The sequence below is a fragment of the Enterococcus sp. AZ109 genome, assembly GCF_051714625.1.
Lineage (GTDB): Bacteria > Bacillota > Bacilli > Lactobacillales > Enterococcaceae > Enterococcus_A.
The window spans coordinates 2403592-2417910 of record NZ_JBIOSF010000001.1 but is presented as its reverse complement, the minus strand read 5'-3'; the positions used below and the strand labels follow the sequence as shown (position 1 = coordinate 2417910).

At 40.5% G+C, this 14319-nt stretch carries 14 protein-coding genes; 3 read left to right on the top strand and 11 right to left on the bottom strand.

Going from position 1 to position 14319, the window contains the following annotated elements; genetic code table 11:
* Nucleotides 1–8: 8 nt before the first annotated feature.
* The gene (locus IGI42_RS11675; protein WP_438716016.1) at nucleotides 9–842 is read right to left on the bottom strand and encodes a transporter substrate-binding domain-containing protein; all 834 of its coding nucleotides are present in this window, start codon (nucleotides 840–842) and stop codon (nucleotides 9–11) included.
* A 279-nt stretch (nucleotides 843–1121) separates the two neighbouring features.
* Here IGI42_RS11675 and IGI42_RS11670 point away from each other — a divergent pair, with 279 nt between their 5' ends.
* Complete coding sequence (locus IGI42_RS11670) at nucleotides 1122–2363, top strand: aspartate aminotransferase family protein (RefSeq protein ID WP_438716015.1); 1242 nt, start codon at nucleotides 1122–1124, stop codon at nucleotides 2361–2363.
* Between the two features lie 43 nt (nucleotides 2364–2406).
* Here IGI42_RS11670 and IGI42_RS11665 read toward each other — a convergent pair whose 3' ends face one another.
* Nucleotides 2407–2853: an Lrp/AsnC family transcriptional regulator gene (locus IGI42_RS11665; RefSeq protein WP_438716014.1), complete on the bottom strand. Its 447-nt coding sequence runs from the start codon at nucleotides 2851–2853 to the stop codon at nucleotides 2407–2409.
* 153 nt (nucleotides 2854–3006) lie between these two features.
* On the opposite strand from IGI42_RS11665, the gene IGI42_RS11660 reads away from it, so the two are divergent.
* Complete coding sequence (locus tag IGI42_RS11660) at nucleotides 3007–4245, top strand: lyase family protein (protein ID WP_438716013.1); 1239 nt, start codon at nucleotides 3007–3009, stop codon at nucleotides 4243–4245.
* Nucleotides 4246–4481: 236 nt separating this feature from the next.
* On the opposite strand, the gene IGI42_RS11655 is transcribed toward IGI42_RS11660, so the two are convergent.
* The 6 genes from IGI42_RS11655 to IGI42_RS11630 are packed head-to-tail and all read right to left on the bottom strand — an operon-like array spanning nucleotide 4482 to nucleotide 9459.
* On the bottom strand, nucleotides 4482–5177 hold the full coding sequence (locus IGI42_RS11655; protein ID WP_438716012.1) for an RraA family protein: 696 nt from the start codon (nucleotides 5175–5177) through the stop codon (nucleotides 4482–4484).
* Nucleotides 5178–5218: 41 nt separating this feature from the next.
* Nucleotides 5219–6202, bottom strand: coding sequence for a hydroxyacid dehydrogenase (locus tag IGI42_RS11650; protein WP_438716011.1), 984 nt, complete (start codon nucleotides 6200–6202; stop codon nucleotides 5219–5221).
* A gap of 59 nt (nucleotides 6203–6261) precedes the next feature.
* The gene (locus IGI42_RS11645) at nucleotides 6262–6480 is read right to left on the bottom strand and encodes a hypothetical protein (protein WP_438716010.1); all 219 of its coding nucleotides are present in this window, start codon (nucleotides 6478–6480) and stop codon (nucleotides 6262–6264) included.
* Between the two features lie 28 nt (nucleotides 6481–6508).
* A complete protein-coding gene (locus IGI42_RS11640; protein ID WP_438716009.1) occupies nucleotides 6509–7855 on the bottom strand; it encodes a TRAP transporter large permease subunit in 1347 nt (448 codons plus the stop codon).
* A 14-nt stretch (nucleotides 7856–7869) separates the two neighbouring features.
* Nucleotides 7870–8094 carry a hypothetical protein gene (locus IGI42_RS11635; protein ID WP_438716008.1) on the bottom strand — a complete coding sequence of 75 codons (225 nt, stop codon included), beginning with the start codon at nucleotides 8092–8094 and terminating at the stop codon, nucleotides 7870–7872.
* Between the two features lie 15 nt (nucleotides 8095–8109).
* On the bottom strand, nucleotides 8110–9459 hold the full coding sequence (locus tag IGI42_RS11630) for a TRAP transporter large permease subunit (RefSeq protein ID WP_438716007.1): 1350 nt from the start codon (nucleotides 9457–9459) through the stop codon (nucleotides 8110–8112).
* Nucleotides 9460–9635: 176 nt separating this feature from the next.
* Between IGI42_RS11630 and IGI42_RS11625 the strand changes: the two genes are divergently transcribed.
* Nucleotides 9636–11504 (top strand): sigma 54-interacting transcriptional regulator, encoded by a 1869-nt coding sequence (locus IGI42_RS11625; RefSeq protein WP_438716006.1) that lies wholly within the window; start codon nucleotides 9636–9638, stop codon nucleotides 11502–11504.
* 163 nt (nucleotides 11505–11667) lie between these two features.
* Here IGI42_RS11625 and IGI42_RS11620 read toward each other — a convergent pair whose 3' ends face one another.
* The 3 genes from IGI42_RS11620 to sapR all read right to left on the bottom strand — a co-directional run bounded on the left by IGI42_RS11620 (nucleotide 11668) and on the right by sapR (nucleotide 14295).
* Nucleotides 11668–12531 carry a GRP family sugar transporter gene (locus IGI42_RS11620; RefSeq protein ID WP_438716005.1) on the bottom strand — a complete coding sequence of 288 codons (864 nt, stop codon included), beginning with the start codon at nucleotides 12529–12531 and terminating at the stop codon, nucleotides 11668–11670.
* Nucleotides 12532–12592: 61 nt separating this feature from the next.
* Nucleotides 12593–13612: a two-component system sensor histidine kinase SapS gene (gene sapS / locus IGI42_RS11615; protein ID WP_438716004.1), complete on the bottom strand. Its 1020-nt coding sequence runs from the start codon at nucleotides 13610–13612 to the stop codon at nucleotides 12593–12595.
* Between the two features lie 11 nt (nucleotides 13613–13623).
* Nucleotides 13624–14295, bottom strand: coding sequence for a two-component system response regulator SapR (gene sapR, locus IGI42_RS11610; RefSeq protein ID WP_438716003.1), 672 nt, complete (start codon nucleotides 14293–14295; stop codon nucleotides 13624–13626).
* Between the last annotated feature and the right edge of the window lie 24 nt (nucleotides 14296–14319).

Sequence of the window (14319 nt, the reverse complement as noted above, 5' to 3'; positions counted from 1 at the left end):
CTCAACTCCTATTCTGTCCATTTTTCATTCAATTCATCCAAAGTTCCATCTTCAGCAAAAACCTTTAAAGCGACCTCAAAGTTTTCCTTATAAGGACTACCCTTAGTCAAGGCAATTGCGTAAGGAGATTCCTCTTGGTTAAACTCCTCGCCAACACCGGCTAAGGTTGAATCCGTTTGAGTCTTCACATAATAAGCTACGTTTGGTGCATCCTGGATAACAGCATCTACTTTATTTTGCTGTAGTGCTTCAAAAGCCCCAGTGATTTTATCATAGGCTTCAATCGTAGCTCCTTCTAGATTCTTACTTGCATAAGCATGGGAAGCTGTTCCTTTTTCCACACCAATTGTTTTATCCCCTAAATCATCGATGCCTTCAATTCCTGTATCAGCTGCTGTGTTAATCATTACTCGTTGACCAGAATTTAGATACGGTTCAGTGAAGTCCATTATCTCTTGGCGTTCACTAGTCGCACATAAGGCGGCTGCAGCAACATCTAATTTTTCTTCTGATAGCGAAGTAACTAGAGGTGCGTAATCCTGTACCTGGTATTCGCCGCCTGCTAACTCATAGCCTAAGAATTCCTGTAACTTGTCCAATAGCTCAATGTCGTAACCAGTCAATGTTTGGCCATCTGCTTCATAATAAGAAAAAGGAGCAAAAACACCCGATGTTCCGATTCGCAGGCTTTCACCTTCTAAAGAACCTTCCACATTTTCTTCAGTGATCGTTTCGCTACTGGTTTCTTCTTCTGCATTGTTGTTTTGACAACCTGCCAAAAACAAACTAGAAAGAAGTGTAATCCCTCCAAGAATCATTAACTTTTTCATGTGTTTCTTCATACTTTTTCTCCTCCCGCTTTCAACTATTAGCAATTGCTTGAATATCTATGTTAGGAATTATAACACATAAAAATCCAATTAAAAGAGGTTTTTGAATTTTTATATCGAGAAAAAAGAGTGAAAAACGTGAAAAAACACTTAAAAAACCGCCTTTTACAATGATTAACCCGATTGAATATTTATTTGAATTGTATTTTTCCTCTTGATGCGATCGTACATTTATGTTAGATTATCTATCATAAAAAGTTTTTAACTACTAATAGAAGGCAGGGTGATTTTATGCGTTTATCAGACACGAGGTACTCCGCGCAAGATATCAAGGATTTAGTCGACACTTATATGATGGAAACTTATGAACGCTTTAATTTCATCGCAGAAACAGCGGAAGGAATGTATCTATATGATGAAAACGGGGTTGGTTACTTAGATTTTTACGGTGGTGTTGCAGTCAACAATATCGGAAATTCCAATCCAAGGGTTATTAACGCAGTAATTGACCAAGTTCAGGATGTTTCCCATACCTTCAATTACCCGTACACTCTGCCACAAGCATTACTTGCTAAAACAATTTGCGAAGCGATCGGCATGGACAAGATCTTCTTTCAAAATTCTGGCACAGAAGCCAACGAAGCAATGATTAAACTTGCTCGCAAATATAGCGTTGAAACTTACGGACCCGACAAGTATCATATTATCTCGGCTAAAAAAAGTTTTCACGGTCGAACATTTGGTTCCCTTTCAGCAACCGGTCAGCCAGAAACCGCTAATCATGTCGGCTATATGCCCGGAGTCCCTGGCTTCGATTATGTTCCTTTTAACGATATACAGGCCATCAAAGAAGCCTATAACGAACAAGTTATTGGCATCATGTTAGAACCAATCCAAGGAGAAGGCGGGATTCATCCAGCAGATCAGGCTTATTTACAGGAAGTCCGAGCTTTTTGCGACGAAAAAGGTATTTTACTTTTGTTGGATGAAATTCAAACCGGCTGGGGACGCACCGGTAGCCTGATGGCCTATATGTATCACGGCATCAAACCGGATATTGTCTCAATGGCCAAAGCGATGGGTGGCGGCACTCCTCTTGGGGCTATATGCGCTACGAGCGAAGTCAGCAGGGCCTTTACTCTAGGTTCCCACGGATCAACTTACGGCGGAAGCCCCCTTTGCTGTGCGGCAGGGCTTGCCGCCGTTACCGAAATTATCGAAAAAGACCTGTCCACTAACGCACATCAAGTGGGTACCTATTTTATTGATCAATTGCGATCACTGCCTGAAGTAAAGGAAGTACGCGGACGCGGCTTAATGATTGGTGTTGAATTTTATGAACCAATCGCTAAAGAGGTTAAACACCTATCCTTTGACAGAAAGCTGTTAATTACTGTTATTGATCAGCACACAATCCGAATGGTTCCTCCGTTGATTGCAGATAAAAAAGATTGCGATTCAGCCTTCCAGATTCTACAACAGTCTATTAATGAACTCACTACAGTTACAGAATATCAATCAAAATTAGCATAAAACAATCCCTGCAAAATCATTATTCACATTTTGCAGGGATTTTCTATTCATTTTCTTCAGTAAAAGCAAAACCTCTACTTTGAACCGGTGTCGAAAAAACAATTTGTGTATTGGTTCGCCCGAAATGTTGCAGCTCATTTATAAAGCCATCCAACGCTTGCGTGCTCTCAAAAACCACTTTAATCATCATAGAATACGCGCCCGTCACACAATCACACTCTAATACATTGGGCACTGAGGCAATATAAGGATAAAAAATATCTTTTTGCTGCGGCTCTAGCGACAACTGAATATAGGCTTTAATTGACAAATTCGCCTTAAGATAATTCAAATGAGCCTGATAATTTAAAATAGAGCCGGTATTTTCTAGGCTGTGTAGTCGTTGCGACACAGCAGGCGGAGTGATAAACAGTCGCTCGCTGATATTTTTTATTGATAGCCGCCCCTCTTTTTGCAAAATATTCACGATTTTCTTGTCTAACTTATCCATTCACTTTCCTCTTTTCACGATAATGGCTGTTTCACTTTGTTAAAAAAAGCAAATCCCTCTTTTTACGTTGATAAACAAAGAAATCCTACACAGCTATAGCTCACCAGATATTTATGTGATATTTTATCACATAAGACGAAGGAGTGATAGTTTATGATGCGAATTGAACAGGACTCATTAGGCAGCATCCCCATTTATCAAGAAGCTTATTATGGTATCCATAGCTACCGTGTGAAAAATAATTTTCAAATCAATCAAGTACCAACCGATCCACAATTAATTAAGGAGATCGCTCGTATTAAGGCGGCCACAGCTACTGCCAATCGAAAAACAGGACGATTAACGAGAGGAAAAGAAATTGTTATCTGCCAAGCAGCACAAGAAATTATTGAAGGGAAGTTTGATCAAGAGTTTTTGGTTGAAGCGATTCAAGGCGGTGCAGGAAGCTCAACGAATATGAATGTTAACGAAGTCATAGCCAACCGTGGTTTAGAATTATTAGGTCACGAAAAAGGAGACTATCACTATTTGCACCCTTTGGAAGATGTCAATTGCAGTCAATCGACTACTGAAGTTTATCCAAGTGCTGGAAAATTAGCAACGCTCGTTTACTTGGAACAACTACTTATCCAAATGGATCATTTGGTCCAAGAGCTAAATACAAAAGCCGGCGTATTCTCTAGCATCAAAAAAGTAGGACACACTCAGCTGCAAGACGCCATCCCCACAACCTATGGCGCCAGCTTTGCGGCTTTTGCCAGTAAGCTAGAGCATTGTCGGCTACGAATTAAAGAAACGACTCATGAGCTTACTCAGCTAAATTTAGGGACAAAAGCGCTCGAAGACAGCAGGAATACTTTTCTAGGTTATCAAGAAATTCTTTATCAAGAACTCAATCAAAAAGTCGATTGGAAAATTACACCTAATGATACTCTCGTTGATGAAACTCAAAATAGCAACAGTTTACTTATCGTTTCCAGCAACCTGAAAGCTCTAGCCGTCTCTTTGCTGAATTTTTCTCGCGATTTACAATCACTGGCCAGTGGAACAAACGGTGGATTGAACGAGAGGATTTTCCCTAATGAACTAGCTGATTCTTCACTCATACCCGTGAAAATCAACCCAGTCATTCCAGAAGTAGTGACTCAATTAGTCTTTAAGGTTCTTGGCAACGACACCACGATCTCATTAGTCGCTGAATCTGGCGATCTTGAACTAAACGCTTTTTGTCCAGTACTTTTCCAAAGTCTTTTTGAATCTTGTCAATTATTGGAACAAGGCTGCAGCATAATGACTGTCCATTGCATTCGCAATTTGCAAATCAATCCAGCCAAGTGTGAAGAAGACCTAACTCGCTATCATTGGTCCAATGCCCAACAAAAGCTTTCCTGAAAAAGAAGGCTTCGCAAACACGCTCACCTTTAAAGCATTAAGACCAGACTCTTGATAAACTGCTCCTCAAGTTATCAAAAGTTGTACTTAATATTTACAAAGGTAATAGTTGAAGTCAGACTCCTTTAACATCGCAGGAATTGCCTTGCTAATTAGTCAAAAAAAGAGCAACGAGTAACACCCGCTGCTCTTTTTTGACTATTCTGCTAGTTCATTAAGTTATCGTTAACTAGCGCTTACGCATAAACGTCATCGATAAATTCTACGTTTTTCGCTTCTAATGTTTTCGTAACCCAATCGCGATTCGCCGTTCCTTTAGACGCTTTAAGGACTTTTGCGTGGTCTGCTTCCGCATTCGCTTCCGCTTTTTCAATCAAATCAGCAGCATCTTGCTGCGGGATTACGATAATACCATCTTCATCGCCTAAGATGATATCTCCAGGCAAAATGGCAATATTTGAAATCGCGATCGGTACGTTGACTTCACCCGGACCTTCTTTGAATGGACCGCCAGGTGTGGTACCAGTTGCGTAAATTGGGCATTCACATTTAGAAATCACGTCGATGTCGCGAATTGGTCCCTCAATAATAATTCCGCCAACCTTTTTGAAGTCAGCTAAGTATTTGTACATAATTTCCCCCATGATCGCACGGCAACTGTCGCCTTCATTTGAGAAAACAATGATATCATTTTCGCCGGCCATGTTTAAGGCTTGATGCAACATTAAGTTGTCGCCGCCACGAGCGCGGATAGTCAAAGCAGGACCACACATTCTGGCTTTTGGTGAAGACATTAATTTAATTTCAGGATTCAACGCTGACATACGGTTCATACAGTCTGCCACGTTAGCCGCTGGTAATTTTTTGAAACGTTGAACTAACTCCTCAGATGGTAAATTTCTTTTTAGGTACACGCGATTTCCAATTGACATAATTAAATCTCTCCCTTTAGTTTAGTTAGCTTCTCTAGAATTTAGTCGTTGTATTGTGGTGCAGTTGCCCAATCGATTGCTCTGACTGGCCAAGTTGGTTCTTTTCCTTCATAAACCTCATGAATTCCAATTGCTGAATGTAACGAAGCACGATCAGTAGCTTCTTTTGTGGCAGCACCAATATGAGGAGCAATGACAACATTATCCAAGTACAGGATTGGGTTTTCTTTTTTGACCGGCTCATCTTGCAACACATCTAAACCAGCCCCAGCGATAACTTCATTTTTACAAGCTTCATATAAATCTTTTTCATTAACCACCATACCGCGAGCAGAGTTAATCAGAAAAGCTGTTGGTTTCATCATTTCAAATTGCTCTTTGCCAACAAACTCCCGTGTAACATCTGTCGTTGGACAATGTAAAGATACGAAGTCAGATTCTTTGAAGATTCGGTCGAAATCACGAACAACTTCCACACCTTCAGGGAAATCTTTTGCTGGCTTGTATGGATCATAAGCTAATACCTTCATATTGAATGCATCGCGGCATTTTGCAGCCACACGAGAACCAATATTCCCAACCCCGATAATCCCAACCGTTTTTCCATCTAGTTCACTCTTAGGTGTACGTAGTTTTGCTTGATAGTAATCATCGATAAAGGTATTACGTACTTTCGTAAAATTACGAGAGCAATAAAGCATATAGAAAACTGCAACTTCGGCAACAGATGTTGAGTTAGCCGTTGGACAATATAACACTTGCACGCCGTGTTCTTTAGCTGCTTCCAGGTCAACGGTATCAAAGCCCGCACCGTGACGCACGATTACCTTCAATTGGTCTGCCGCTTCAAAAACTTCCCGCGTCATTTTTGATAAACGAACGACCATCGCATCGATTCCTTTAATATCGCGGATAATATCTTCCGTTTCCATCCCAGAACCGGTGATTAATTCATGACCGCGGCTTTCTAAGTAGTCGCGTCCTTCTTGCATAATTTCTTGTGGTAATAAAATTTTGTAGCCCATTTGTCATTTCCTCCTAGTTTTTAAAACGTTCTCATTCCGTTTATTTATTCATTTTCTAGTTATTTTTTCGTGTATTCCTTAATGTATGAGTAGCCATAACAGAGTAAACCCGTAATCGAGGCGGCCGGGAAAATCCAGGAAAAGAACTCTCTCCCACGATGAACCAGTGTCGCATCAAACAAGATTAATCCTGCAAGCTGCAGTAAAACCATGCCTAACCCTCCGATAAAGAAAAGAACAAACCCAAGCATGATCAAATTTTCCAATACTTTTTTCATTGATTCTCTCCTTAATCATTCAGTAGTTTTAGACAAATAATGGTAGTAACCCCATGGCAATCATCCAGCCAAGTAATAATATTGGTAAAACAAAGTATTTGATTAGCGGGAAAAAGGTCTTTTCTGGTTCAGAACCTGTCAACCCAGCAGCAATAAAAATTGAACCCGACGCTGGTGGAGATGCGCCTTCTGTTGAGGCAAAGACTAAAATTGCCACCACTGCTGCAATTGGCGTAACCCCTACACTAACGAGTGCCATATAAGAGATCAATCCGACAGAGGTCAAAGTTGCTGTTGAGGATAAAGGCCCTGCAACCAGCACCACCATCGCTCCGATCATTAAAATCAGAATTGGCTTAGGTAAGTTCAAATTGTTAAAGAGAACAATCAGTTCGTCTCCTAACCCCATCTCAGAAAATATTTCACTGGCGGCAAAAGCGAATAGTAATATTCCGCCGATATTTTTATACTGAGGAAACAAGGTTTGAATGATCTTTTCCTTATGAAAAACTTTTTCAACTAGTATCTTTCTCCCCATCACTAAAATGATGGTAATCATAGAGATTGGAATCCATACCAGTAAAGAGATTTCTGAAACGCCATCTCCCATACCGTTTGCTCTTAAGAAGCTGCCAATTGGTCCGACTGTAACAAGCACCGGGATAATGGCTCCTAAGAAGACCAGCAGACATTGCCAATTTGCTTTAAAGGATGTACCAAGCGGAGCAATTTCGTAGCTGTCAATCTTCTGGATGCCTTCCTTTTTCATCAGGAGCATCACTAAAATGATGCGGTAAATGACTTGATAAAGCCCCGATACGAACAAAGCGATATACAGATTGCCTTCTGTGACAGCCGCTGCAATTGGAGCGAAGCCTAGCATGATAAACATTGAAGCACTAGGGGGGAACCCGGCACCTAGACCCCCGTTGCCGGCAATCAAGGTGGCGGTCGTTTCTTTTTTCCAGCCTGTTTCAATCATCCATTGTGCGGTAAAGCTTCCTGATGTTGCGGAATTTGCTGAGTTAGACCCTGACAGCATACCCAAAATGGCAGAAAGTCCGATGTTGACAAAAGCTGGCCCTCCGCGAAATCGACCGAGCAGCGAGTTAAAAATGGCTAAAATCCCATTTAGAATTTGACTTTCCTTAATTAAATAGCTCATTAAGATGAAGGCTAGCGAGGCAAAAAGCACTTCATTACTTAAAGCAGAAACAAATCCGTTGAACAGATAAGTCGGAGCTTTAGTGCCTCCAAAAACGGAGAGACACAGGAACCCTACGATCATTCCTTCGGCCATATTTCTTTTTATAATGGTTGCCCAAATGATAATAACCGCAATGTAGACGATTAATGCAATAATCGCTGTCCCCATAAGATCCACTCCATCTATTCTGTATTCTTTTTATCTGGGAAATAGCTGTAAACAAATCCAAGCATCCCAGCAATAGCGGCACAAATGAAGGTCGGTGTTCCAACGAGTTCACTTGTTTTTACCATCAAGTTACCATTTTGAATTATTAGCCCGATTAATTGACCCAGAACTAAGGCTGTTCCACCAATCATAAAGATGATCAAAAATAATGTAAAGGCTTTCCTAACTATTGATTTCATACAATTCTCCTTTTCTTATACTGGAAGTGGTAGAACTCCCCAGGCCATCATCCAACCAATAACCATGACAGGAATTACATAGTAGACAAACAGCGGCACAAATGACTTAGCTGGATTCGCCTCGGCAATCCCTGCTGCCACATAAATTCCGCCTGATGTTGGCATTGACTCTCCTTCTGTTGAAGCCCAAGCCAAGATAGCGGCTACTGCTACTACCGCGTTAACACCGACAGATGTTAAAGCAGAGAAAGCTACCAAACCGACAACAGTCAATGTAGCGGTTGAAGAAAGTGGACAAGCCACTAATACGACGATTGCACCAACAATCATGACCATCATCCATGGAGCAATTGCCAGAGAACCTAAGAAGGCTGTTAATTCTTCACCCATCCCTAAGTTTGTAAGCACGTTACTTGCTGCAAAAGCGAATAAAAGTACCGCCCCGATGGAAGAAAATTTCCCAATACATTTAGAAGATAATTCCACCCAGCCAGAAGCTTTTTTCGGAAAGTTCTTCCAGCCTAAAACAATACAAATGATGCTAATGACGATTGGCATCCAGGTAATTAATGAAATAGTTCCCATACCTTCTGAGCCAACAACATTTTCTGAACTTAGGTAAGCGCCGATTGGACTCATAGTCAACAAAATGGGAATGGCTGCGCCTAAGAAAACAAACAATGAAGTCCAGCCTGCTTTAATTGATTGTTTTAGTGGCATGATCCCTTCAGAAACACCTTTGATTTTGTACTTTTTAATAAAGAAAGCCACAATCACGAAGCGATAGATAATTTGATATGTTCCGGCAACTAGCATCGCCATATATAACTGACCTTCTGATACTTGGGCTGCGATTGGTGCCAGACCCAATAAGATAAACATTGAAGCATTCGGCGGAAAACCGACAGCCATTCCTGCGTTACCAGAAGCGATCGTTGTAGCTAAATCATCACTAAATCCAGTCTTTTTCATCCATGGAATAGTGAACACTCCTCGAGCTGCGACATTCCCGGTAGTTGAACCAGAAATTAGTCCTAATGCCCCAGAGGCAATTACGTCCATAAACGCTGCTCCCCCTGGAACTCGACCTAACAAGGAATTTAGAATGTTGATCAAACCTTCTAGGACACCTGAGATATCAAACACATATGCCATCACTACGAAAGCCAAAGCAGCATATAAAACTTCATAAGTCGCTGCATATTCGATTCCTTCTATAAAAAGCTGAATTGCGTCACCTCCGCCTAAAGCACAGATTGCTAGAAATCCTAGCATCATTGCTTCTCCTATGGAACGTTTGAAAATCAAGAACCAAACTAAGATGACACCAATAAAAACAATTAGGGCTGTGATACCGATACCCATATTTTCCCCTCCTCTAAATATTCATTACACTTATCTATAAGCAATAATCGTGCCAAAAGTAAAAACCCTTAATCCGTAAGCCTTTTCAATAAATCATGTATTTTGTGCTATACTAAAAAGAAATGTTTTGAAATGTTTCGTTGCACAGCGTTTCAAAAAATGAAATGAGGTTTGAAATGGAAATCGTTGTTTTTTCTGGTCAAAAAAATCTGACGTACAATACCCAGCAGCTCATTAATGAACTTAACTTGGAAAAATTCTGTAAAGTCGTTGAATCAACGGGGGATAATACCCTAACGCAAGCCAGTCAACACTTGGAGGATGGGACAAAAATCTTTATTGCTCGGGGGCGAAATTTTGAAATGCTCCGCAGCACATTTAGTGTTCCTACAATCAATATTCAATGTACGTATGAAGAAATCCTAATTGCCTACAACCAAGCGAAACGAATCTCTAACAAAATCGCTATTATCGGCTTTGGCTCAATTTATGAAACAGTCTGCCGCTTCAAGCGAATCTCAAGAGAAGATTTTATGGCTATCGAGTTTACTCAGGTTGACGAAATTCCAGATCTGATGCGCAAAGCGATCGATGCCGGAATTGATACCTTTATTGGCGGAATCAGCACCGTCAATGCCGCTCAATTTTTTGGCGTAAACCAAGTGCTGCTGGAAATTGATCGAACCGCATTAAAAACTGCCTTATTGGAAGCAGTCAATTTACTGAAAATCGAAAACGAAAAAGATAAAAGCTTTAATTTGATCAATACCATCATCTCTTCTTCTAATAATGCCATTATCAGTTTTGATGAGCTGGGAAATATTTCTTACATTAATAAGCGTGCGAAGAAAATTGTCACGCCATTAACCGCTAAAGAAATCAAAGAACATGTATTTGTCAAAGACTACGAGTCGCAGGTTTTTGAAATTGGGTTGAAAATCGACAATGAAATCATTGAGATCAACGGCACGAAAATTGTCCTGTCCATCAATCCTTTAAAAACCAATCACCTAATAAGCGGAGCAGTCGTTTATCTAACTGAAACCGAAAAAGTTTTATCCGCAGAATCTGAAATTCGTAAGCAGGTTTTTAGTAAAGGGCATGTTGCAAGAAAAAGTTTTAAAGATATCATTGGTAGCAGTACAGTAATCCGTCAGACAATTACCCGAGCCAAACGCTATGCACGATCAGATAATTCTGTGCTAATATCAGGAGAGTCTGGTACTGGTAAAGAGCTGTTTGCTCAAAGTATTCATAATTTTAGCGATCGTAGTAATCAGCCTTTTATCGCTATTAACTGTGCAGCTTTATCTACTTCTGTGCTAGAAAGTGAACTTTTCGGTTACGTAAAAGGAGCCTTTACAGGAGCAAATGATAAAGGAAAAATGGGAATCTTCGAGATGGCTCATAATGGGACGGTTTTTTTAGATGAAATTGGTGAAATTCCGTTCGAGGTACAGGCAAAATTGTTGCGGGTCCTGCAAGAAAAGGAAATTGTTCGTGTAGGTGCTGAAGAGGTTATTCCGGTAGATGTACGAATTATCAGTGCGACGAACCGAAATCTCAAGGCACTTTCTCAGGAAAATAAATTTCGAGGAGACTTGTATTACCGTCTAGCTGTTTTAGAGTTACGCTTACCCTCCCTCGCTGAACGTGCGCAAGATATCGCTGAAATTGCTAAAAACTACATTGCCAAAGAATATCCGGCAATGAAGATCTCCGATGATTGTCTGAATTATATTCAGAGGTTCGATTATGATGGCAACATTCGCCATCTCATTAACCTGCTAGAAAGATCTGTTGTGATGTCTGAGGGAAAGGAAGTCCGTTTCAACACAGTAGCAGAAATCTGGTCTGACGAGTTCCAAACGGCCGAATCAACCGGCACCTCATCAGCTGGAGTAGCTCCACAAAGAAGCGAAACTGATTATTTGAAGAGCATTCTAGTGAAAAATATGGGGAACCGCAAAAAAACTGCTCAGGAGTTGGGGATTAGTACGACTACTCTGTGGCGAAAAATGAAGGCTTATGGACTTTCAGATTGATAACATTACACTTCTCAAATTTGCTCAGCTTAATACTAACAAAGTTAATTCGTAAATCCATACACTGTTACTATTGTTTTACTAGAGGGCGATTCCGAAAAAATTATACTAGCTTTAAAAAAATAAGCCAATTATCTCCAAAAAGATAATTGGCTTATTACTATTAGGCCTTCATATACCCCAGCACGAAACCACCTGCAATAATCAGCAGACAGCCAACAACAACAAAGACCATTTCTTTTTTCGTTTTGTGCTCTCCCAAAAGAAAGATTCCGCCCAAGGTAGAGATGATGATCCCCATCTGGGACAAAGAAAAGCCAATAGCCAAACCGATTGATTGAACGGTCAGCAACATACAAATATTGCCGACACCCCATAACAACCCAGACAACATATTGCGCCAGACGTATTTATCGAAACTTGTTTTCCCAAAAGCAAACAGACCTGCCCCTAACAGCATCCCGATGCTTTGCGGGAAAATTACCGCCAAAGGATTTAGACCTGCCCAGGTAATAATAATGGTATAAGAGGCATAACCGATTGTTGAAAGAATCAATGCTCGCATCCCTTTGCCAAAGTCCAAAACCTGATGATCTGTTTTAACTCCAGCCTCATTGTCTTGTTTAGCAGTTAAGTATGCACCGAAGACTAACAGCGCCAAAGCAATAAAACCTAAAATAAAATCCCGTGATTTAGTCCACTCATGAAAAAAAACTGCCCCAGCAATTGTATTTAAAATCAACTGAAAACCCGTTGATAACGGTAGTCCGACTGATATCCCCACCAATTTCATCCCATGAAATTGTTTGTTTTGCCCCACTGACCAAAACACACCTGACAAAAAGCCAATCACTAAAATCCTGAGATCTAACGTTGGATGCACCAGTATAAATGTAACTAAAGCAAAAAGAAAAGCCCCCATTGTCATTCCTAACGTCTGCTGATTGGCATCGCCGCCTAATTTCCCACTAACTAATGCGATGCTTCCCCAGGCAAACATTGGAACAAGCGCAAGTAAAATCGTCATGTTCTCTCCTCCGATATTTCTGTGTTAGCTTAGCAGAAACAACTAATTGTTGACAAGGGTATCAGCGACTTTCTTGATAATAATTCAATCGAGGAAAGAATAAGGTCATGGTGGTGCCTTCACCCCATTGCGATTCAGCGGTTAATTCCACACCCAATTTCTCAGCAAGTTTTTTAGCCAAATACAAGCCCAATCCAGTAGAATGCTGCTGTGCACTACGCCCGTTTTCTCCCGTAAAGCCTTTATCAAAAATACGACCTAAATCTTCTGAGGGAATACCAATCCCCGTATCCTTCAGCTGTAAATACGCACCATCATTCTTCTGAGTAATCAGTACTTCAATCTTTCCATTTTCTGGTGTGTACTTAATAGCATTACTTAACAATTGGCGGAAAATAAAGGCGATCCATTTTCCATCAGTTAAAACAGCAGCATCTTCTTCAGACATAACTAACTGCAGATTTTTTTGAATAAAATAATTGGCCTGGCTACGAATGACCGGCTGAATAATCTTTTTAATGGAATATTCCTGAATCAAATAATCATTAATGAATTCATCCAAACGAGAATAGTACAACACTTGCTCCACGTGCTCGTCGATTTTTTGTACTTCGTTTTGAAGCAAGGTATATTTATTGTCATCGATGTCGTATTCAACTGATTGTAAAATTAATCCTACAGCTGCTAAAGGAACCTTAATTTCGTGAATCCACGAATCCACATAATCCTTTTGATCCTTTTGATTACTGATAGCTTGTTGCATGAGCTGATGGTGTTGCCGAACCTGCTGATTAATATATTCCTGAACCAGTTTTTCCTCTTCCGTATCTGCCTCATCCAAAAACTGCTGCAAGCCAGCATCTGGCTGACTTAATTGCTGGTACCAATCTTTTTTCCGATAATAATCGAAAGCAAAAAACAAGAACAATAGAAACAACTGCAGCAAAAGCAGATAGCTTAAGTTATCCATGAAGCCATGCAAATCCGGTGTTAGCCAAACCATAAAAACCATTAAGGCACTCAAAACGCCCCAGCCCAGTAAGATGATCAGCTTATCCTTTAAAAATCTTAAAAATGTCATACGCTGCTCCTTTATGGCACGATGTAGCCTTGGCCGACTTTGGTCTGGATGTAGTCTTGAATCCCCGCTTGTTCAATTTTGCGTCGCAGCCGATTAATATTTACCGTTAACGTATTATCATCCACAAATCGCTCATCATCCCACAAGGCTCGCAGCAGTTTCTCGCGACTTAAAATTTTACCGTGCTGTTTCATCAAGATGTAGAGCAAACGGTATTCATTTTTACTTAAGTCGATCATTTCACCAGAAATTTCCATACTACTATTATCTAAATTCAAGGTTATCCCATTGTGAGTCATAGTTTCGCCACCTTCAGCGTAATTATAGGAGCGTCGTAGGAGTGCATTGATCTTCGCTACTAACACGTCTATCTCGAAGGGCTTTGTGATGTAATCATCAGCGCCCATATTCATCGCCATGATCTGATCCATATTGGTGTTACGCGAGGAAATAAAAACAATCGGCACCTTTGAAACCTCACGAATTTTTTGACACCAGTAATACCCATCGAATACTGGTAAATTAATATCTAACAAAACCAACTGCGGTGCTTCCCGCTCAAAGTCGGTGAACACTTCACTAAATTCCGTCGTCGCAAATACGTCAAATCGCCATTTCGTCAATTCTTCGCCAATCAGCTGACGAATGACTGCCTCGTCTTCCACGATCATGATCTTTGCCATCTATACCGCCACCTTTCTTCTCTA

Bases quoted from the DNA above. Each gene is read 5' to 3' on its own strand.
- IGI42_RS11675 (WP_438716016.1), bottom strand. From the start codon at position 842: ATGAAGAAACACATGAAAAAGTTAATGATTCTTGGAGGGATTACACTT.
- IGI42_RS11670 (WP_438716015.1), top strand. From the start codon at position 1,122: ATGCGTTTATCAGACACGAGGTACTCCGCGCAAGATATCAAGGATTTA.
- IGI42_RS11665 (WP_438716014.1), bottom strand. From the start codon at position 2,853: ATGGATAAGTTAGACAAGAAAATCGTGAATATTTTGCAAAAAGAGGGG.
- IGI42_RS11660 (WP_438716013.1), top strand. From the start codon at position 3,007: ATGATGCGAATTGAACAGGACTCATTAGGCAGCATCCCCATTTATCAA.
- IGI42_RS11655 (WP_438716012.1), bottom strand. From the start codon at position 5,177: ATGTCAATTGGAAATCGCGTGTACCTAAAAAGAAATTTACCATCTGAG.
- IGI42_RS11650 (WP_438716011.1), bottom strand. From the start codon at position 6,202: ATGGGCTACAAAATTTTATTACCACAAGAAATTATGCAAGAAGGACGC.
- IGI42_RS11645 (WP_438716010.1), bottom strand. From the start codon at position 6,480: ATGAAAAAAGTATTGGAAAATTTGATCATGCTTGGGTTTGTTCTTTTC.
- IGI42_RS11640 (WP_438716009.1), bottom strand. From the start codon at position 7,855: ATGGGGACAGCGATTATTGCATTAATCGTCTACATTGCGGTTATTATC.
- IGI42_RS11635 (WP_438716008.1), bottom strand. From the start codon at position 8,094: ATGAAATCAATAGTTAGGAAAGCCTTTACATTATTTTTGATCATCTTT.
- IGI42_RS11630 (WP_438716007.1), bottom strand. From the start codon at position 9,459: ATGGGTATCGGTATCACAGCCCTAATTGTTTTTATTGGTGTCATCTTA.
- IGI42_RS11625 (WP_438716006.1), top strand. From the start codon at position 9,636: ATGGAAATCGTTGTTTTTTCTGGTCAAAAAAATCTGACGTACAATACC.
- IGI42_RS11620 (WP_438716005.1), bottom strand. From the start codon at position 12,531: ATGACGATTTTACTTGCGCTTGTTCCAATGTTTGCCTGGGGAAGCATC.
- sapS (WP_438716004.1), bottom strand. From the start codon at position 13,612: ATGACATTTTTAAGATTTTTAAAGGATAAGCTGATCATCTTACTGGGC.
- sapR (WP_438716003.1), bottom strand. From the start codon at position 14,295: ATGGCAAAGATCATGATCGTGGAAGACGAGGCAGTCATTCGTCAGCTG.